Raw genomic sequence first — 21,013 nt, forward strand, 5'->3', positions numbered from 1 at the left:
TTATCATAACAATCATCTCGAGCGAAGTGCAACGTAATCGAGAGATCTATTAAAGCAAATCTTATTTTATAAAACCGCCATTTTTTTTTTTGGAAAGCAATTGCAGTAGTGCTTTTTAATGTTAGTCCTGCTTTTCATTACTCCCGACTTTTAGGTCGGGATTCATTTCAATCAGGTTTGTATACACAGATGTGTACTACTATTGAAGTTATCATAGCATAGTGCCTGCTGTTTCTTCTGCACTTTGCAACCCCAAATAGCTCCATTGGCTGTGCCACCTAAACACGATCAAAGCGGGATGCCCCCGATTTTTCATCGGGAGCAGAAGCGGGAGCGGGACTATCGTAACCTAAACGCTGCTGTACCTGATTTTCAAAAAAAAGACCATCACATCTTCATCTGTGTTTATCCTTTTTATCTGTGGTTAAAATAACTTATACAGCAGGTTTAAAAAGAATCTGCATATTTATCTGCGTTACGCTACCCAGTCAAACGGTTGATTTGTATTGTAACAAAAATGTGGGATTTGGAATCTGCCCATAATCTCTATCTTGGTTTAAATAATCAAATAAATACTGTAAACCTAAACACACACATGAACAAAGCATTTTCGATTTTTATTGGAGTATTAATCAGTGCAAGTGCATTTGCACAAAGCGATCCTAATCTGGGGATCATCCCTGCACCCGTAGCCATTACCAGGGCAAACGGAAATTTCATTTTGGATAAAACAACGGTTTTGGTAAATCAGAGCATCGACGGCGCAAAAATGGCTGATTTATTAAATGCTTTTATCGTTACCAAAGCAGGTTTCGCCTTAAGGGAAACCAAAACCCCTCAAGCTAACCAAAAAGCAATCGTACTCACATCTGTTGGAGCAGATCAATTACCTGCCGAAGGTTATACCATTAAAGTTACTCCAACACAGATCGTTTTAACGGGAAAAGGAGCAGGACTTTTTTATGCGGTACAATCGGCCATGCAAATGATGCCGGATAAAGTTGCCGATAAAATTACCATCCCTGCAGTTAACATTAACGATTATCCGCGTTTTAGCTATCGCGGAACAATGCTGGATGTTTGCCGCCATTTCTTCCCGGTATCTTTTATTAAAAAATACATCGATCAGCTGGCTTATTACAAAATCAACACCTTCCACTGGCATTTAAGCGATGACCAGGGCTGGAGACTGGAAATAAAAAAATATCCTAAACTTACTGAGATTGGTTCTTCACGTAACGGCAGTATTATTGGTAATTACCCGGGCAATGGCAACTACCTTACACCGGTTAAAGGTTTTTATACCCAGGATGAAGCCAAAGAAATTGTTAGATACGCTGCAGAGAAATACATTACCGTAATTCCGGAGATCGAATTACCTGGTCATGCTTCTGCTGCAATTGCTGCATACCCAGAGTTAAGCTGTTTCCCTGACCGTGATACTTTTATAAGCGATAAAACACCATGGGCCGGCAGTAGAAAAGGCAAACAGGTACAACAAACCTGGGGTGTTTTTGATGATATCTTTGTACCATCAACCAACACTTTTACTTTTTTAGAAAACGTTTTAGATGAGGTAATTGCTATTTTCCCTTCTAAATATATCCATATCGGTGGTGATGAAGCGCCTAAGACCTATTGGAAAGAATCTACTTTCTGCCAGAATCTGATGAAAGAGAAAGGTCTGAAAGATGAGCACGAATTACAAAGTTATTTTATCCAGACTATCGAAAAACATGTAAATGGCAAAGGACGTTCGATTATTGGCTGGGATGAGATTTTAGAAGGTGGTTTAGCGCCAAACGCAACAGTAATGAGCTGGAGAGGTGAAGATGGTGGAATTGCGGCTGCACAACAAAAACACGACGTAATTATGACCCCGGGATCGATGGGTTTATATATCGACCATAAACAATCAAATTCTCCTGATGAGCCGGTAACCATCGGTGGCTATGCCCCTTATCAAAAAATCTATGCTTACGATCCGATTCCGAAAGTATTAACTGCCGATGAACGCAAATACATTAAAGGGGTGCAAGCCAATATGTGGACCGAATATATTAAAACCACTGCTAAAGCCGAAAATCATGCTTTTCCACGTATATTGGCTTTAGCCGAAATTGCATGGTCACCGGTTGAACGTAAAGATTTAAAGAATTTCTCTGAGCAACGTTTACCGGTACATTTGGCGCGTTTAGATAAAATGGGTATTAATTTTTGGGTGCCGACACCAATTGGTCAAAGCGATAAACCTTTAACAGGTGGCGATTTTACCATTGATTTAAAAGCGCCTGTAACCGGATCTAAAATTTATTACACTATTGATTTGGCACGCCCATCAGAAAATGCATTTTTATACACTGCTCCATTTAAAATAACTGTTCCTCAGGGAGAAAAAAGGGTATTAAAAACCATTGTAATTGCACCAAGTGGAAGAAGAAGCGTAACTGCCGAAACGGTTTTAAACAACGGCGCACCTGAAGTTAAAGCGGAGGCGAAGAAATAAAATTTATTGCTTTGATAGGCTAAAATACTTAATTTGGGGCAACCAAAATGAACCCAAATAGAATGAAACTACAGAAATATACATTACAGCACCTTTTGTTAATTACAGGGGTGCTGTTTTGTTTTGCATGCACCGAAGAAAAACCTAAAGAAGTTAAAACCGAAACGGTCAAAGTACAAAAGAATCCATTCCGCTTTTATAAAGATATAGAAGTAAAACCAGGATTAAATTTCGAAATTGTAAGCTGGGGAAAAGGGGTCGACTCTATTGGAGGGTATCAGATATTGATGTCTGATTCTATCCGCAATAATTACAGATCGGCTGCGGTAGACCGTAAAGGTATCATCACCGATGCATGGAATATGGATCTTGATAATGATGGTAACCCTGAACTGTACATCCAGCTATTAAGCAAAAAAAATGTTTTAGATTTAAATGTTTTCGAATACGCAGGTGGAGATTTTAATAAAATCGGTTTCCCTTCTTTAAGTACGAACCAGAAAAAAGGGTATGCCGGCAATGATAAATTTTTTATTAAAAATGGCGATCTGTTCCGTTCTTTTCCTGTAAAAGACACAGCTGATAGCACTAAAACGATTAATAAAACCTATCAATATAAACTGAGTGGAAATAGTTTTTCTACGAGTGAAGTGAAGTCTGAAGAGAAAAAATGAAAGTAAGGTAAGGGTAAAAGGTTTAAGGCAAAGACCTTAAGATTCGTGCCTGCGCGAAAATAAATGTCATTAAGTTAAGAAAAAATAAAAAGATGTCATCCTGAGCCTGTCGAAGGACAATCTTTTATTTTTTGATAGGAGAAAAGGTCTTCGACAAGCTCAGACTGACAGCGGTTATGTGATTTTGTTTCAGGATCTATCACTCAATTTACAAACAATGAAAAATCAAAAATTTTCAATTATCGATCGCATTAAGAGCTTTAAATATGCATTTAATGGCTTAAAGCTTTTTTTTATGAACGATCATAATGGGAGGGTTCATTTATTTGCCACAATAGTTGCCATTGGGCTGTCTTTTTACCTCAAAATATCAGGGTATGAGTGGATTGCGATCTTATCCGTAATTTCTGCGGTTTTTGTGGCCGAAATTTTTAATTCGGCTATTGAAAAACTTGCTGATGTAGTTTCTCTGGATTATCATCCAAAAATTAAAGTGGTAAAAGACCTCGCTGCAGCTGCGGTTTTGATTGCTGCATTTTTAGCAGTTGCAGTAGGGGCCATTGTATTTATCCCGAAACTATTTTTGTAATTCGGCCATTGCCGCTCTTGATTCTTCTATTTTATCCTGAATAATGTCGTCCCACCTGGCCTGCATTTTATGATTGCTGCCGTGCTCGGTTTCTTCATCATAGTTTCGTTGCATGGTATCAAAAAAACTGCTGATCTGGTTGGCCAGTTCCGAAATCTGTGCCTTGTAATTACTTACCGAATAATTCCGGTTTTTTAATACCCTTTCAGCCTCTAAAAGTAAAATATATTGAATGTTGGCATGCCCTTGTTCATGATGTAAAAGGCTCTCCCTGATTTCCGGATCCTTAATTTTATCCCATTTTACCCACGACCGCGTTTTATCAATACTAACATCGTTTTTAAGCTTAATTACCACGCGGTTACGGTAAACAGTACTTTCATAACTGTATTTCCATGTCATGGCGGTTAAAGCAAAAAATGGAGAACGCATATCTGCTTTTCCTTTAAAATGGGTTTCCCAATCCAGTTGTACCGGTTGATTGAGGTCTTGTTTAAAAGCAAAGGTGCAGAGCAAAGCCAGCAAAAATAATAAGGGTATAATCAGTCTCTTCATGTGTTGATTTTTACAATGAAAAAACCGTGCCTAAATTATTCCGGAGTAGAAATCTGTCCGCTGATGCGCTCAAATTTCTCGATCAATAAAGCAATGCGTTCTTTTTCCCTGCTCATTACGGCCTTTCTTAAAATGGTTGAGCAGAATAACATCCATAATGCAGTTAAACCTACGGCTAAAACTTTTTGAATGGTGTTAAAGTGCGCAAGGATCTCTACAAAATAGAAGATGATGCCTAAAGAAAGCGCAATCATATAAAACCAGTACAGCGAGTTGTATAGTTTATAACGGTTTAATTGATAGGTTTTTAAGTTATTTAGGTATTCGTGTGGGTGCGCAGTAAAATCAGTTTTTGAAATTAACCGGTAATCACGGTAAAGAATTAAGGTATATACTCCAATGGCAATAATCGTAATGCTAATGCCAACGTGGGTAGTCCACGATTCGAAGTGGAAAAATATCCATAACGCCGCGATGGCGATAAAAGAGGCCAGCATCCCCAAAATGTTCAAAGCAGATTTTAGCTTTAATCCATTTACTTCTTTCTTCGCTTGCTGCAGCATTTCATCGGCAGAAACCTTAACTTCTACCTCGTGCTTTTGCCACAACTCCTGTATTTGATCAAACGCTTGCATACTGGCTATATAATTCTGTTAATTTTTGTTTAATTCGGTGAATTTTTACCCTTAAATTGCCTTCGCTTATCCCAGAGATATCGGCAATTTCGTGGTATGGTAACTCATCAAGTACCATCGTAATAATCAAACGGTCGTTTTCTTCAAGTTTAGATATGCATTTATAAAGCAGGGCCACCTGTTCGTTCTTTTCTGAAAATTCCTCTACCTTGTTTTCAATAATGTTATCCGTTAATTCGTCTTTAGCCTGTCTTTTTTCCGACCTCAAATGCGTTAAACAGGTGTTCACTGCAATTCTATAAATCCATGTAGAAATTAAAGATTTGTTCCTGAACTTGTCGAGATTTTGCCAAACCTTTAAAAAAGTTTCTTGTAAAAGATCGTTTGCAGCGTCGGTATCGCCAGTGTAACCATAACATAAATGGAATATCTTTTTGGAATTTGAATCAAAGATCTCTTTAAATAACTTGTCTTTTTGTTCCATTTAGGGGTTTATAGTTGCGTTTTAGATGAAGATGTACAATTTTTGTTACACCTGAGGCCCAAAAATAATATATTTTTTGATGTCGGCCTGATCAAAATTTGTTACACGGCGTAAATATCGTAGTTTTACCAAATTAAGAGTACCACAAACTTTTTATATTCATGAAGAAAAACAAACTCACGCTTTTTATTTTTATAGCGCTGATTGCGGGTATTGCACTGGGCTACATTTTAAATGTAAACTCAATCGATGTTTATAACCAGAACATACTCAATGCCGATGCGAAAGTTAAAAGTATAGAGGTAAGCATTGCCAAATCAACTGATACCACAAGCATTGCTTACACACAGTTAAAGGCTGAAAAAAAGGTCAATTCGAAAATCAAAAAAGAAAACGAAGACATCAGGGAGAAAAAGTTAGAATATTTTACGCTGTTAAGCGATATTTTTCTCCGATTAATTAAAATGATTGTTGCGCCTTTAGTATTTACTACCCTGGTAGTTGGTGTAGCCAAAGTTGGCGATATTAAAGCTGTAGGCCGTATCGGCGGTAAAACATTGGGCTGGTTTTTGGCCATGTCGTTAATGTCGCTGGTATTGGGAATGATCCTGGTAAATTTGTTTGAGCCGGGTAGACATATGAAGTTATCATTACCCGATCATTTGGTGAATACGGGTATCCAGAAAGCCGCAATGAGCGTAAAAGATTTTATTGCCCATGTTTTCCCAAAAAGTATTGCCGAATCAATGGCCAACAATGAAATTTTACAGATTGTGGTATTTTCATTGTTTTTTGGTGTAGCCACAGCTGCCATTGGCGATCTAGGTCAGGTGGTAATCAAAGCATTTGATGCCATTGCGCACGTCATCTTAAAAATGACCGGTTATGTAATGAATTTTGCTCCATTGGCCGTTTTTGGTGCCATGACAGCAATTATTGCAAAACAGGGATTGAACGTGCTGAACACTTATGCCATATTTATCGGCGAATTTTATCTGGGCTTGGGTATTTTATGGTCAGTATTGATTTTTCTGGGCTTTTTAGTGTTGGGAAGACGTATTTTCCGTTTGGTAAACGATATGAAAGAGCCGGCCATTCTGGCTTTCAGTACTGCAAGTAGCGAAGCTGCTTATCCAAAAACGATGATGCTTTTAGAGCGTTTTGGCTGTAAGGATAAGATTGTAAGTTTCGTTTTGCCATTGGGATATTCTTTTAACCTTGATGGTTCGATGATGTACATGACTTTTGCTTCTTTATTTATTGCACAGGCTTATGGTATCCATTTAAGTTTTGAGCAACAAATTTCGATGCTTTTAATACTGATGTTAACCAGTAAAGGAATCGCAGGTGTGCCACGGGCATCTTTAGTAGTAATCGCCGGCACCATTGCCAGCTTCAATATTCCTGAAGCAGGTTTAGCTTTACTGATCGGTATTGATCCGTTGCTGGATATGGGCCGTTCTGCAACCAATGTGGTTGGAAACAGTATTGCTACCGCTGTAGTAAGTAAATGGGAAGGGGAGCTGAAGGAGTCCGAAGCCTAGAGTCTTTAGTCCTAAGTTTTATTTAAAGCTCGTTCATTCAAAATTCATTCATTTAATAATTCAATATAAAAGTGTCAAGTAGAGGAAAAAAAATATTCTTAGCCATTACCATCATTGTTCCGATGATTATTTATTGCTACATCTATTACAAACCAATTATCCAGAATGCGCCGTTCAGAAAGGCTGATTTTGTATCAATGGAATATAAATGGGGTTTAAAAGATACCTTAGAGAACAGCTACAATTCGGCCACAGGCGAATACCAATATGTTACCAGTGCAGATTCTACCATTCGTAAAAAAGTGTTTTTAAAGAGCGACGATATCCTCTATATGCATGCTAAAGCCAATGAAATCGGACTTTGGAATTTTCCTGATACCATTGGGAAGAAAAGTCCAAAATCAATGGCAGTTCCCCGTTACGATATTCTGTTCAATTATAAAAAGAAATCTAAACATGTAATCGTTTACGGAGATTTCGACGGTAACCCTAAATTGTTAGACGCGGCGGTACAGATGAGAAAGGTGATCATCGAAACTTTAAATCAGGCAGAGAGAAGAAGCGGGAAGTAGTCTGGAGTCCGAAGTCGGGAGTCCGGAGTCGATTAAGCTATTCCTATCGATTGGTCACCCTGAGCGGAGTCGAAGGGTATTTTAGTTTGGAGTCCAGAGCCAGAAAATACCATATATAAGGTCGTCATTTCGAGCGGAGCATAGCGCAGTCGAGAACCACGTAAGTGCTCAGTGAAGCTAAATCTGTCTAGATAGATCTCTCCATTTCACTGCGTTTCAGTCAAGATGACGACCATTCTATTTGAGGCTGTGGTATTGAAAGATATTTAAGGTGGAGTTTAGAGCCGGGCGTTTGGCGTCAATTAATCGGTTTAAACAATTAACCTATTCCCCTTCGATATATCACCCTGAGCGTAGTCAAAAGGCACTTTAGTTTAAAGCTGGTCATTTAGAGTCAATTAACCGATTCAAACAATTAACCAGTTAACCAATTTTATTAGGATGTTTTCGTATATTTACGATATATTCGTAATAATGGAAAAGTTAACATTGCAGGAAGAAGAAGCCATGCTGGCCGTTTGGCAGATCGGTAAGGGATTTATTAAAGATTTTATGGATGTGCTCCCTGAGCCAAAACCACCATATACCACCCTGGCATCAACCGTTAAAAATTTAGAGCGCAAAGGTTATCTGGTAAGCGAACGTTTTGCCAATGCCAATCGTTATAGCGCAAAGGTTAAAGAGACAGAATACAAGAAACGTTTCATGAGTGGTTTCGTAAATAATTATTTCCAAAGCTCTTATAAGGAACTGGTTGCTTTTTTTGCAAAGGATAAAAAAATCAGCGCCGAAGAACTAAAGGAAATTATCAATCTAATCGAGAACCCTGAAAAGTAAATGCCATGCCACATTTATTTATCATACTTTTAAAAATTAACCTGGTGCTGATTTTGTTTTCAGCTGCCTATTATCTGGTATTACGCAGGTTGACGTTTTATTCCATCAACAGAGCGTTTCTACTGTTCGGGATCCTCTTTTCATCTGCTTATCCATTTATTAATCTCACCCAATTTTTTGCTGATCAAAGGACTATCCCTGCTTTTGTTCCCCAATTAAATCAACAGGTAAGTCAGTTTGTACAACAAGAGGCTATTTCCATTTTTTGGCAGGTACTAACCCTGCTTTTTTATGCAGGTGTTTTGCTAATGGCCTTAAGGTTAATGGTACAGTTTATTTCGCTTTACAGAATGCATAAAAACTCTTCGCCTGAGCATTTGGATGATTATAAAGTGAGGGTTTTAGACGAAGAAGTGAGTCCGTTTAGTTTTTGGCAGACTATTTATATCAATCCACGGTTGCACAAAAAGCAGGACTTGAACAATATCCTCGAACACGAAAAAGTACATGTGGAAGAATGGCATACGATAGATATCATCCTTGCCGAAATCTGTGTGGTTTTTTATTGGTTTAATCCTGGTGTTTGGCTGATGAAAAAAGCCGTACGCGAAAACATCGAATTTATTACCGACGCTAAAATTTTGAAAAAGGGGATCGATAAAAAAGCTTACCAATACAGTTTGCTGGATGTAGGCACTTTACAGCCGTCGGTAGCAATTGTAAATAATTTTAACCTGTCTGACCTTAAAAAGCGGATCAAAATGATGAATGCCAAACGTTCATCTAAGGTGAATTTAACACGTTATTTATTTGTGTTGCCCATATTGCTCTGTATTACCCTGGCATTTACCATTGATAAAAGAGAGGTAAAAAAACATTTAGCACCCTTAACTAAAATGGTAAATGATGTTTTGCCGGAAAAGATTGCAGAAGTTAAAGCGCAGCCAAAATCGGTTTTAAAGCCAAAAGCAAAAAAGAAAATATTGGTTGATACCCTGAAAGAACCAGATACCGTTACCAAAATGACTTTTATTATTAAAAGCATTACCAATGGAGTAGATTCTTCCCGGAAATCGGTTGAAGATGTTTTAAAGGGCATGGGTAAAAAAGTAAAAATTATGAGCTTTAAAACAGATGGAGATTTTAAGGGTAAAACCTTTGTGCAACATTTTAGCTTTACAGATTCAGCACAATCAGACCATAAAAATATCAATATAAAAGTTTTAACTAAAAGTGGTGGTGACCTGGAAGAACTGCCATTGCCAAAGAAAAATGGCGTGGGTTTTATGTATATCGTAAAATCTACAGCTACAATCTCAGGTGCAAAGGATGGAAATCAGCATGCAAATGGTAATGGAATAATGGTTGCAGAAAACACATCCTATTTTCTAAACGGGAATAAAATCTCAAAAGAGGAACTGGATAAACTCAACCTAAATAAAGTTTCTGATATGAAAATCGACAGAAACAATCAGGCTATTCAGATTACTACAAAGCCTTAATCGATTTCAAATAAAGCAGTTTTCTAAGAAAATTCGTTATAGCGAGAAGGATTTTTCTGCCGATAGCCTACACTGATTTACGGCAAGCAATTTTAAAATGATCGCAATCAAACTTAAATTAATAAAATCGATCGTCATTCCCGCGCAGGCGGGAATCTTAACGCTTATTGCATTACGATTCCCAATCAACCCGATAGCTATCGGGTTGATTGGGAATCGCCTGTCCAACTTACCGCAAAAAAAGATTCGTCATTGATAATAACGCAATCTGTTTATTAAAAACTAAAAGTCGCCTTTAACATCGCCACCCTTCCAGGAATATAATAGGTTCCGGTGGTAAGGGAATTGGCTGAAAGGTAAACTGCATCAAAGCTTTTTATATTCGCCAGATTGGTGATGCCAAATTCAAAATCTGTTTTCATCTTTAGGTATTTGTATTTAATGTTCATATCTGCAAAAAGATATTTTAGATTAGGCTGTGTAGATTGATGCGTAAACAAATGCTCTGCCGATAAGTTTAAATAAAGATTTCTGATTGTAGTAATGGCCAGGGTTGACTGCTGCCTTAACTGCTGGAAATTGGTTTTTATTGCATCTGCAACTTTAGCCTTATTATCGGTTACCGAAAAGTTTGCAAGATAAGACCAATTGATAAAATTGGTGAGTTTCGCCTCTATACCCGCTTTGTAAGAAATCGTTTGTGCGTTAAAGGCAAATAATTCATTATTCTGCAATTGATCATATTGGCTTTGCGAAAAACTAATCCCACCACTTACTGTACTCTTCAAAGCGAAAAGATATTTGCTGGCATTGGCATTAAAAGAGAGGGTGCGGATGTGGTTACTCAATGGCAGTACCACCCTTTGCTGGATATTGTTGCTTAAACTGTACGAAGAAATCGTGTTTAATTCGACATCGCTGTAATTTGCGGTGATGTTAAAGAAAAACATCTGCATGGCTTTTCTAAAATTAAATCCTGCGCCAACATTGTGCGTTTTCGATTCAGAAATCGGTGCGTTATTCGCAAAAAGCGAACGGTAGTTTTTTAACACTGTGCCGCGGTAAACGTCGTCAATTCCACCTAAATCGTTGCGAAAGTTATAGTTTGCCGTTAGGTAGTTTTCTGTACTGGTTTGGTATTTAATGTTAAACGAAGGATTTAAAAACAATTTATGCAGACTTTTATCCAATTGGTTTACATCATCGCTGTAATCAATCAGGTTATAACTCAAAGGTAAGCTTAAGCCGGCTTTTAATTTATCATTGATAAATTCGTAAGTGGCATCTGTATAAAGCTTAGTTTTTAGCCAGTCGAGATTATTTACCGTATTGCCAGATACCAATTCAGTTTGCTGGTTGTTTTGTGTGCGGTAAAGCTCTGAATTAAGCTGTTGTTTTTGCACATTAAAACCTGCTTTATAGGTTTGTACAAAATGGTTGTTTACAAAAGCAAATGATGCATAATTATTGGTGTACCAGGTTGGTATTTTAATGTACTGGCTTAAGCCAAGGTAACTGTTGCCGTTGTTTAAAATGTCGGCATTAAGTCCGGGTGTAATGTTTAAATTTTCTGGCTGTGTTGTACGGTTTAAATAGGAGTAGAGGTTAATTACATCTTCAGACTTCAATTTTTTCCGGTAATTAAACTCGTTAGAAATGTCTAGTGTTTCCTGTCGCAATACCTGATTTGCTGCCACATTATTGATCACAAAACCCGATGAAGTTTTAAAAGGGGCATAATCCAGTACAAAATTATTGTTCAGGTAATATTTCTCCGCATTCCCATTCAGGTTAAACTGAGCCCTTAATTTTTGCGGATTAATGGCGTTGTTCTGCGACTCTGCATAACTGATTGTCTGGCCCGAAAGATAGGTTTGCGAAAATTTATTATACTGCTGACTACGCTGATCGTATAAATAAGAAAGGTTTGCCCTTAACTGCAGGTCCTGGTTAAACTTATATAAATTATTTAAATTTACTAACCCTGCTTTATTGAACAGGTACCTGCTTTGTGGCAGGGAGGGTACGCCGGCAGCACCCGTAGAAAGCAAACTAACGGGTCTGTCATTATCCAGCTTTTTTAAATAATCAGACAGGTTATGTGAGGTAAGATCAATACCCGGGTCATTACCAATGTTATTGCCTTTAATGTTATTGATGAACTTGAGTTTTTTATTGAACAGCATTGCCGTCAGGTTTTCGTCAAAACGATTTGGCATTCCGGCACCAGCTGTAGCATCACCCATTAACTTCAGTTTAGCTTCATCCTTAAATACCAGATTAAGGGCAACATCGTCACTCATGTTGTTTTTGCGCATCATTTTAATCGGTTGATCATTCTGGATCACCTGTACCTTATCTACGGCACCCTGTGGGATACTTTTAGTGCCGATATTATACTTGTCATCCAAAAGGTTATCGCCATCTACATAGAGGTTAGAAATGGATTTTCCGTTATAACTGATTTTTCCATCTTCAGCAACTTCTATCCCTGGCATTTTTTTAAGTACATCGCCAATGCTTCTGTCCTGCTTATCGGCAAAATCGGATGGCCTGTAATTTAAGGTATCGCCCTTCGAAGTTAAAGAAGGACGATTTTTTACGGTTACTGTTTCCAGTGCCGTTTCGCTGTTCTGCATCACAAAGTCGTAGCTTTTGTTCACATCTGTGATCACAGTGCTTAATTTTTTATACCCAATGCTCGAAGCTTCGATTTTATAACCTGCAATCTGATCATTTTTTATAGGAATGCTAAACTCACCATTGCGGTTTGCCCTGCTGAAATTAATGATATTTCCTTCAGCATCTTTCAGACTTACATTAACAGATTCTATTGCTTTTCCATTGGCATCTTTAACCAAACCTTTTATCGGTTTTTGGGCCCAGCTAGAAAAAGAAATAAGCAGGGACACTAATATTGTGACGTAAATCTTCATTTTTTCTCAGGAATTTCGATAGGGTTGTTGATTTCGGGTTTTGTTAAAGCACCTCCTCCGGCAGGACGTGGAGCAGCACTGGTCTTAAATGAGCCTTGCATACCATTAGCAGCCATTTGTGCCTGCATAAAGCCCTGTGGGTCTTTGTCTCTCGCATCCTTCAGCTTATCTAATTCTTTTCTGGTGGTTTTAATCGCATCGGCAGGTAATTTAATTTCTGATCCCAGGTAAGAAGTACTCATATCTATGCCTACCATTTTTACCACACCAACACCATTTGGAGCAGCAATTTTAACATCGTCGCCAGCATTAGCCTGATTGGTATCGTCTTTTACGTTTTCAAGACCGGCAAATTCAAATTTTACTTCTTTTTTTTCATCATAAGCCTCTATAATTAGTCCCGGTAATCCGTTTAATTTCCACGGACCGCTTTGGAAAGGAATTTCAGTGGCAAACCATGCAATCCAGTTTCTTCCTTTAAATCTGGTAGTTGCTTTCTGACAAGGGATACCTGAGAAACTCATGGTGTCTTTCAAAATTTTCCAGTCGATTTGTGGTGCGGTTTCTTCAATCAGGTAATTATTAAAGAGGCGTTCTTTGGTGATCATTTTATGCTCATCGGCGAAGAAAAAATAATCTACCTGCGTTAAAGGCATTTTCATTTCACTTTTAACCTGGATTTGCATATTGCCACTGCCGCTCTGGTTTTTTATCTGCTCCTGTATCTGTTTCTGCATGTTTAACGATTGATTCAATTTATCGTAGCTTGTATATACAGAAGCATTTTTGCCGGTTACGAGCAACATATTTTCGGTTCTTGGTTTATCGCGCTGTGTAGTGTCCTGAATGTGGGTAAAAGTATAACGTACTCTTGCCAGGGCTTTATCGGGGCTTTGGGCTTTTGCCGAAATGCTTAAGGCGGTTGCTAAACAGATGGTTAGGATTCGTTTCATGATGATTGGTTTAAATTTATCTATTTAATTTTCGTAAAACTACGAAATATTCGTAATTAAAATATGGTTTAACATTTTTTAACAATAGGATTGACGTGCGTTTTTTAGCCACAGATGCACGGAGAATTTGTCATTCTGAATGAAATGAAAAATCTTTGAAATCTATCAGCAGTGTCTCACTGACCGAAACCTAATATTAGGCTTATAGATGCTAATTGTTATTTGGAAATGAATGTGCAGCGGTTCTTGGCAGGGTTCTGTCCCGCTTTCCGTTCTTTCCGATGAAGAATCGGAACCACTACATCCGATAGCTATCGGATCGGGTTTAGAAACAATGGTTTAGTGAATTGCAGGCCAAAATAGTCATATCTATCGGTTGATGTCTCACCGACTGAAACCTGATATGTTCTGAGCTGCTTAATTATTTTCGAAAAAAAGCAATTAAAATAGTGGCCAAATCAATCTTGAAATCTTACAAATCCAGATCTGGTGAAAAATATTTTCGATATGTGTTTGTGTGTTAATTGAATTTGTTCTATATTTGCACCTCGTTAAATAAAAATTATAAAAACAAATATTTAAACAATGTACGCAATAGTAAATATAGCAGGGCAGCAATTTAAAGTTGCTAAAGACCAGCACCTTTTTGTACACAGATTACAAGGAGATGAAGGCGCTAGTATTGAATTTGATAATGTATTGTTGGTTGACAACGGTGGTGCAATTACTGTAGGTGCTCCTGCAGTTAAAGGTGCTAAAGTTTCAGCTAAGATCGTATCTCATTTAAAAGGTGATAAAGTAATTATTTTCCACAAAAAACGTAGAAAAGGTTACAAAAAGAAAAATGGTCACCGCCAGTTTTTCACTAAGATTCAGATCTCTGACATCACTCTATAATTAATTGTTAACCCAATAATCCGCTTTTTGGGCGGGTTACAAAATATAAAATCATGGCACACAAAAAAGGAGCCGGTAGTTCGAAAAACGGACGTGAATCGCATAGTAAGCGTTTAGGTATTAAAATTTTCGGTGGGCAATTAGCTATCGCTGGAAACATTTTAGTACGTCAACGTGGAACAAAACACCACCCTGATAAAGGTGTTGGTATCGGTAAAGATCATACTTTATTTGCTTTAGTTGATGGTACAGTAGTTTTCAGAAAGAAACAAGATAACAAATCTTATGTTTCTATCCTTCCTATCACCGACGCTGAAATCGAAGCAGCAGTAGCTAAAGCACCAGTTGCTAAAAAAGCGGTTGCAAAGAAAGAAGTTGTAGCAGAAGAGGTTGTTGAAGCGGCTCCGGCAAAAAAAGCACCTGCAAAAAAAGCAGCTAAAAAAGACGAAACTACTGAAGAAGCTGCACCTGCAGAATAATTAGTAATCAAGTTATAAAGAAAAAGTCCTGATGCAAATCGGGACTTTTTTTGTTTATAGAAAGTTTAGTAGTCATTAGTTTGATAGTTCATAGCCTAGCGGTTATTGTTTTGAATCGGTTTATTGACTTCAAACTAGCTATTAGTCCTTCGACTCCGCTCAGGATGACATATCACGGGGAATCGGTTAATTGTTTAAATTGGTTAACTGACGCTAAGCGCCAAACGCCCAGCGCTGAACCCAACTAATGTTAAACCATGTTAAATAACAAAAATTAACATTTCTCCGATTTAGATTTGAGTATTGATTTAAAAACAATCCAAATGAATCTGAAAAAAATATCCTTATTAATCCCATTACTTATTTCTGGCCGTTTACTGCATGCACAAGATGTAGAAGACAATATCCGCATGGTAAAACCATTTAAAGCCGACGGTATATCGAACGAATGGAATGAACCACTTAACCAGTACAACGATGCCACCAAGCTGGCTTTTGCACTGGCTAATGATGATAAAAATCTGTACATCATTATCGAGTCGTTGGATCCTCAAACAACTTTCAGTGTATTAAGAGGTGGTATTACTTTAAACATCAATACCGCAGGAAAGAAGAAAGACGGGATGAAATTAACTTTTCCGTTAATGGAAAGACCACCGATGCCCAAAGAGGGCGAAGAACATCACGATCATGCTACGTTACCAACCGAAAGAGAAAATGAAATCCATGATCCGGCAGCGATGAATAAAGGCATCCGCGTTTCAGGGTTTAAAAATATTCCTGATGGAGAACTTCCTGCCATTAATCAGGATGGTATTGAAACTGGAATGAGCATTCATCCAAACAGAGATCTGATTTACGAACTAAGTATTCCATTGGCGCAGTTACAGGTTGGCCTGGACCTTAAGAAACCACTTGTTTACAATATTAAAATTAACGAACCGGGTAAATCTGGTTTTAAAAGAGAAGGTGCTCCTGAAGGAGGAAATGGTGGAAGAGGCAGATCTGGGGGTAAAGGTGGAATGGGAGGCGGAGGCATGGGCGGTGGTGGCCGTGGCGGTATGGGCGGTGGTGGAAGAATGGGCGGCGGTGGCGGCGGTCAGAGACCAATGCAAGGTGGCGAATCTTCCGCCAAATCATCAGATTTTTGGATTAAGTATAAGTTGGTGAAAGCTTAAATAAAATCACGTCATTTCGAGCGGAGTGCAACGTAGTCGAGAAATCTATTTTAATAAAATCATCTTTATAGATTTCTCCATTTCGCTGCGCTACAGTCGAAATGACGAACGCTTTAATACTCCCTGGCCATTAATTGCTCAGTAAGTGTTAAAAGATTTGCTTTCCGCTCATCACTCACATTAATCTGCGAAAATACCGCTAAGGCTTTGTTTCTGTAGTAATTCATGCTTTCTTTGGCAATTTCCTGAATGTCCAAAGTATCGTAAACCTGGCGGACCATTTCTACCTTTTCCTGTGCGTTAAATTCTTTATAAGCAGTCCATGTATCTAATGATGCACGGGTTTCTCCTTCGGCCAATTCGAAAGCTTTTAATAGTAAGAAAGTCTTTTTATTGGCAATAATATCGCCGCCAACCTGTTTTCCGAATTTTTCCGGATCTGCATAAACATCTAAAATATCATCCTGCAACTGAAAAGCAATTCCGATATTTTCGCCAAACTGATAGATTAAATTGGCATCTTTCTCTGAAGCACCGGCAATAATAGCGCCCAGTTTTAATGCACCACCAAGTAATACAGCCGTTTTTAACCTGATCATGTTAATGTATTCGTCGATACTTACATCATCTCGGCCTTCAAACTCCATATCCAATTGCTGACCTTCGCAAACACCCTGAGCGGTTGCATTAAAAGTATCCAATACGTTTTTAAGAAAGATTGGATTTACTTTGGCGAGGTTTTTATTGGCTTCAACCATCATTACATCCCCACTTAAAATGGCTACATTGGTACTCCATTTTTCGTGTACGGTAGCCTGCCCTCTGCGGAGTGGGGCATTGTCCATAATATCATCATGAACAAGGGTGAAATTATGGAAAACCTCGATAGCCATAGCGGCGTGGACCGAATGGTTTGCATCCCCGCCGAACAGCTCGGTAGCCATTAAAACCAACAATGGTCTTACACGCTTTCCACCCAGGTTAATGATATAGGTAATCGGATCGTAAAGTTGCTTAGGGTGATCCGGAAACTTTAAATTTTGTATTGCAGTATCTAAAATTTGCTGTAATTGTTCTGTAGTATGCATGCTTTGCTTTGAACATTGTGTTTTCGGGCACAAATGTCTTAATTTTTAATCAGGAATTAAGGTAAAATCAATTTGACGTTTAGATAAATCTACTTTTTTAACCCTGATCATCACTTCATCCCCTAATTGGTATTTTCTCTTTTTACGTTGACCTATAATGCAGTAGTTTTTCTCGTCGAGTACATAAAAATCGTCGGATATATCGCGTAAACGGATCATACCTTCACATTTGTTCTCTTCAATCTCTACATACATACCCCATTCTGTAACACCTGAAATGATGCCTTTATATTCGGTACCAATATTATTTTCAAGATATTCGGCCTGTTTGTATTTAACAGATGCACGTTCGGCATCGGCAGCCCGTTTCTCCATGGCCGATGAATGTACACAGGCTACTTCGTAAAATTCAGCATCAGCAGATTTACCACCATCCAAATAAGTTTGTAAAAGTCTGTGGGCCATTACATCGGGATAGCGGCGGATAGGGGAAGTAAAGTGGGTATAATATTCGAAAGCCAGGCCATAATGACTGGTTTTTTTAGTGGAATAAATCGCCTTAGCCATTGATCTGATGGCCAGAGAAGTAAGAATATTTTGTTCTTTTTTACCTTCCACATCAGCCATTAAGCTATTTAATGACTTGGCAATTTCCTTATCCGATTTGGTATTGATTTTATAACCGAAACGGGAAGCAAATGTGGCAAAAGTATTCAGGGTTTCCATATTTGGCGAATCGTGCACCCGGTAAACAAAGGTCAGTTTGTTTTTGCCCTTTACTTTTTTGGCTACAAATTCGGCCACTTTCCGGTTAGCCAGTAGCATATAATCTTCAATCAGTTTATGGGCATCTTTACGTTCTTTAACATAAACACCAATCGGTTTTCCTGATTCATCAAGTTTGAATTTAACTTCAGTACTTTCAAAACTGATCGCTCCATTCTTAAATTTACGATCGCGGAGAATATAAGCAAGCTCATTCAACTTCAGGATTTCTGTAGCATAATCGCCAGCTTTGTTCTCGATCACTTCCTGTGCTTCTTCATAACTGAACCTTCTATCAGAATGGATTACCGTACGGCCATACCATTCGTTTTGGATATTGGCCTGTTCATCAAGCTCAAAAACAGCTGCAAAACACAATTTGTCTTCATTTGGAAGTAATGAACAAACCCCATTACTTAAACGCTCGGGCAGCATCGGAATTACGCGGTCGACGAGGTAAACCGAAGTTGCACGGCTATAGGCTTCTTTATCTAATTCTGTCCCCTGGATTACATAATGCGAAACATCGGCAATGTGTACACCAATTTCGTGGTTTCCGTTAGGCAGTTTTTGATAAGAAATGGCATCATCGAAATCTTTCGCATCGGCCGGATCTATGGTAAAAGTTAATATGTTTCTAAAATCTTTTCTTTTGGCAATTTCAGCCGCCGGGATTTCTTCAGGAATTGCATTTGCTTCGCGCTCCACTTGTGGCGGGAATTCTAAAGGAAAACCATATTGCGCTAAAATCGCGTTCATTTCGGTATTGTTCTCGCCCTGGTTACCCAATACGTGTTTAACTATACCTATCGGATTTTTGGCGCTTTCGGGCCAATCAGACAAAGTTACCAATACCCGCTGACCATTTTTTGCGTCGTGAGTATCTGCCAATGGCACAAAAATATCATGCATCATTTTCTTATCATCCGCAATTACGAATGCAAAACGATCCGAAATTTTAATAACTCCTGTAAAATCCGATTTTGCCCTTTTAATAATTTCGACAACTTCGCCGTCGTTTTTACGACCGCTTTTCTTTGCGAAAACATAAGCTTTAACGGTATCGCCATGTAAAGCATTTTTAAGTTTTCGGGGAGCAACAAAAACGTCTTTTTCAAACTCATCTTCCGGAACAATATAAGCCGAACCATCAGCAGTCATATCAACCGTACCAATAATGAAGTTTTGTAGCTCTTTAAGTTTAAATTTACCTTTTTCGGGTTCTAAGAAAATTCCCGCACTTTTCCCTTCTTTTAAGATCTCAAGAATGGTTTCTCTCGATTCCTGATCGTTCAAATTTAATTTAGCCGAAACCTGCTTGTAATTAAGCAGCTGATTACTGTTTTTTTCAAAAACATCACTAACCAATTGATTCAGAACCAATTTTATATTTGCCGATTTTTTCTTTGCCATACGCTAATACTGAATTTACCGAAGATACAGAAAATATGTAAGATGGGGGATGGAAAATGGATAATGGGAGAGTTCAGTAGTTCATTGACCCTTGGTTTATTGGTAGTGTGAGTGCCTATTGGGTGGGATTATGGTTGATAGCTGAGGTGGTTCAGCAGTTCATTGGCCATTGGTTCACTGGTATTTGAAATTGCCGACGATTTTACGGTTTATAGTTCATGGTTGATAGCTGAGGAGCTTAGCTAATCTGACTATCGACCATAAACCAAATAAATAATATTTCATTTTAAACCTTTATTCTGAATTCCTTTCCATTCTACGGACTACGGACTACGGACTACGGACTACGGACTACGGACTATCGCCTAACCTTATTTCCGCATAAGTAATCCTCTTTCTTTCAGAAGTATAGCTTAAATGGATATTCCCTTTTTTATCCTGAATAATGGCCGGGTAGCTGTATTCACCCTTATCGTGCTTTTCTAAAGTGTAGATGTCTTTCCAATTTTTACCATCCGAAGAAATTGCGAGCTTTAAGGTAGAACGGCCTTCCCACCAATTTTTGCCTGATGTTAAGGGATTATAGATCAGTAATTGCCTTCCGTCGGTTAACGTGACGGCGTCGCTGCCCGAATTTGGGTTGGGTAAGGCTGTAGCTCTTAATTTAGACCAGGTTTCACCATTATCTCCCGACCAGCTTTCTACAATTACATTTTGCCTGCTTCTACATAATAACTGCAGTTTTCCATTAGGATAGGTTAAAATGGAAGGTTGTATAACTCCAAAAGTATCGCAGTTGATTTCGATTTTCTTCCAATTTTTTGCCTGTCCATCTGATTTTTCGATATGGATTTTCCATGTTTTTTCATCCAGACTCTCGGTGCTCGATGGATAAAGGATGGTTCCGTTTTTAAGCTGAATAGGCTTGTTTTTTATAGGGCCTAAAAAGCCGGGAGGGAGCTTTTTTGCCACAGACCACGTTTTACCCTCATTGGTAGAAGTTTTGTACTGTGCCCACCATTCCCTTGGGTTTGGGCCAACTTTATAGTGTAAAAATAAAGTTCCGTTTTTGGCTTTAAATAATACCGGATTCCAACATGCTATTGGAAGATTGGTATTTGTGGTTCCTGTCACGATTTTAACAGGTACACTCCATTGGGCACCATCTTTTGTCGCTATCCAAATGGCTACATCGTTACTGCCTTCATGCTTGCCGCCAAACCATGCAGCCATTATCTTACCGTTTTTAAGCTGGCAGAGCGTAGAGGCATGACAAGCTTCAAATGGTGCCTGATCAAAAATTTTTTCTCTTGTAATAATCTGAACCTCTGTGTTTTGTTGAGCGATGCAGGTAAAAGAAAATAGAGCGGTAATGAAAAATGAAATTATTTTTTCCTTAAACATAG

18 protein-coding genes are annotated in these 21,013 nt (G+C 38.4%); 10 read left to right on the forward strand and 8 right to left on the reverse strand.

From position 1 onward, the window contains the following. The first annotated feature begins 595 nt into the window (after positions 1-595). The 3 genes from U859_RS0129280 (at position 596) to U859_RS0129290 (ending at position 3,769) form a co-directional block, all read left to right on the forward strand. Entirely contained in the window at positions 596-2,506 is a 1,911-nt protein-coding gene (locus U859_RS0129280; RefSeq protein WP_025146762.1) for a beta-N-acetylhexosaminidase, read from the forward strand. Positions 2,507-2,568: 62 nt separating this feature from the next. Continuing rightward, a complete protein-coding gene (locus U859_RS0129285) occupies positions 2,569-3,180 on the forward strand; it encodes a hypothetical protein (RefSeq protein ID WP_025146763.1) in 612 nt (203 codons plus the stop codon). A 217-nt stretch (positions 3,181-3,397) separates the two neighbouring features. Further along, a complete protein-coding gene (locus U859_RS0129290; RefSeq protein WP_025146764.1) occupies positions 3,398-3,769 on the forward strand; it encodes a diacylglycerol kinase family protein in 372 nt (123 codons plus the stop codon). Here the strand turns inward: U859_RS0129290 and U859_RS0129295 are convergent. The 3 genes from U859_RS0129295 to U859_RS0129305 are packed head-to-tail and all read right to left on the reverse strand — an operon-like array spanning position 3,758 to position 5,443. After that, a complete protein-coding gene (locus U859_RS0129295; protein WP_025146765.1) occupies positions 3,758-4,324 on the reverse strand; it encodes a DUF922 domain-containing protein in 567 nt (188 codons plus the stop codon). The genes U859_RS0129290 and U859_RS0129295 overlap by 12 nt on opposite strands. Positions 4,325-4,359: 35 nt before the next feature. Beyond that, positions 4,360-4,959, reverse strand: a complete 600-nt coding sequence (locus U859_RS0129300) for a hypothetical protein (protein ID WP_025146766.1) — start codon at positions 4,957-4,959, stop codon at positions 4,360-4,362. Beyond that, entirely contained in the window at positions 4,946-5,443 is a 498-nt protein-coding gene (locus U859_RS0129305; protein WP_025146767.1) for an RNA polymerase sigma factor, read from the reverse strand. Before U859_RS0129305 ends, U859_RS0129300 begins: the two co-directional genes overlap by 14 nt. 161 nt (positions 5,444-5,604) lie before the next feature. Between U859_RS0129305 and U859_RS0129310 the strand changes: the two genes are divergently transcribed. The 4 genes from U859_RS0129310 (at position 5,605) to U859_RS0129325 (ending at position 9,898) form a co-directional block, all read left to right on the forward strand. After that, entirely contained in the window at positions 5,605-6,987 is a 1,383-nt protein-coding gene (locus U859_RS0129310; RefSeq protein ID WP_025146768.1) for a dicarboxylate/amino acid:cation symporter, read from the forward strand. Positions 6,988-7,058: 71 nt separating this feature from the next. Beyond that, the gene (locus U859_RS0129315) at positions 7,059-7,559 is read left to right on the forward strand and encodes a hypothetical protein (protein WP_025146769.1); all 501 of its coding nucleotides are present in this window, start codon (positions 7,059-7,061) and stop codon (positions 7,557-7,559) included. Positions 7,560-8,033: 474 nt separating this feature from the next. Next, the gene (locus tag U859_RS0129320; protein ID WP_025146770.1) at positions 8,034-8,396 is read left to right on the forward strand and encodes a BlaI/MecI/CopY family transcriptional regulator; all 363 of its coding nucleotides are present in this window, start codon (positions 8,034-8,036) and stop codon (positions 8,394-8,396) included. Between the two features lie 5 nt (positions 8,397-8,401). Further along, on the forward strand, positions 8,402-9,898 hold the full coding sequence (locus tag U859_RS0129325; RefSeq protein WP_025146771.1) for a M56 family metallopeptidase: 1,497 nt from the start codon (positions 8,402-8,404) through the stop codon (positions 9,896-9,898). Between the two features lie 275 nt (positions 9,899-10,173). Here U859_RS0129325 and U859_RS0129330 read toward each other — a convergent pair whose 3' ends face one another. Further along, positions 10,174-12,834: a TonB-dependent receptor gene (locus U859_RS0129330; RefSeq protein WP_084153184.1), complete on the reverse strand. Its 2,661-nt coding sequence runs from the start codon at positions 12,832-12,834 to the stop codon at positions 10,174-10,176. Then, positions 12,831-13,787, reverse strand: a complete 957-nt coding sequence (locus tag U859_RS0129335) for a GLPGLI family protein (RefSeq protein ID WP_025146773.1) — start codon at positions 13,785-13,787, stop codon at positions 12,831-12,833. Before U859_RS0129335 ends, U859_RS0129330 begins: the two co-directional genes overlap by 4 nt. Positions 13,788-14,372: 585 nt before the next feature. On the opposite strand from U859_RS0129335, the gene rplU reads away from it, so the two are divergent. From rplU to U859_RS0129350, 3 genes are all read left to right on the forward strand, one after another. Further along, positions 14,373-14,684 carry a 50S ribosomal protein L21 gene (gene rplU / locus U859_RS0129340; RefSeq protein ID WP_025146774.1) on the forward strand — a complete coding sequence of 104 codons (312 nt, stop codon included), beginning with the start codon at positions 14,373-14,375 and terminating at the stop codon, positions 14,682-14,684. Positions 14,685-14,737: 53 nt separating this feature from the next. Next, positions 14,738-15,163: a 50S ribosomal protein L27 gene (rpmA, locus tag U859_RS31770; RefSeq protein WP_025146775.1), complete on the forward strand. Its 426-nt coding sequence runs from the start codon at positions 14,738-14,740 to the stop codon at positions 15,161-15,163. A gap of 323 nt (positions 15,164-15,486) precedes the next feature. Continuing rightward, positions 15,487-16,341, forward strand: a complete 855-nt coding sequence (locus tag U859_RS0129350) for a hypothetical protein (RefSeq protein ID WP_025146776.1) — start codon at positions 15,487-15,489, stop codon at positions 16,339-16,341. Positions 16,342-16,454: 113 nt separating this feature from the next. Here U859_RS0129350 and U859_RS0129355 read toward each other — a convergent pair whose 3' ends face one another. From U859_RS0129355 to U859_RS0129365, 3 genes are all read right to left on the reverse strand, one after another. Further along, positions 16,455-17,429 carry a polyprenyl synthetase family protein gene (locus tag U859_RS0129355; protein WP_025146777.1) on the reverse strand — a complete coding sequence of 325 codons (975 nt, stop codon included), beginning with the start codon at positions 17,427-17,429 and terminating at the stop codon, positions 16,455-16,457. Between the two features lie 45 nt (positions 17,430-17,474). Further along, complete coding sequence (rnr, locus tag U859_RS0129360) at positions 17,475-19,607, reverse strand: ribonuclease R (protein ID WP_025146778.1); 2,133 nt, start codon at positions 19,605-19,607, stop codon at positions 17,475-17,477. A gap of 351 nt (positions 19,608-19,958) precedes the next feature. Then, positions 19,959-21,011 (reverse strand): sialidase family protein, encoded by a 1,053-nt coding sequence (locus U859_RS0129365; RefSeq protein WP_025146779.1) that lies wholly within the window; start codon positions 21,009-21,011, stop codon positions 19,959-19,961. Between the last annotated feature and the right edge of the window lie 2 nt (positions 21,012-21,013).

The sequence above is a fragment of the Pedobacter jeongneungensis genome (genome assembly GCF_000633455.1).
GTDB classification, from domain to species: Bacteria; Bacteroidota; Bacteroidia; order Sphingobacteriales; family Sphingobacteriaceae; genus Pedobacter; species Pedobacter jeongneungensis_A.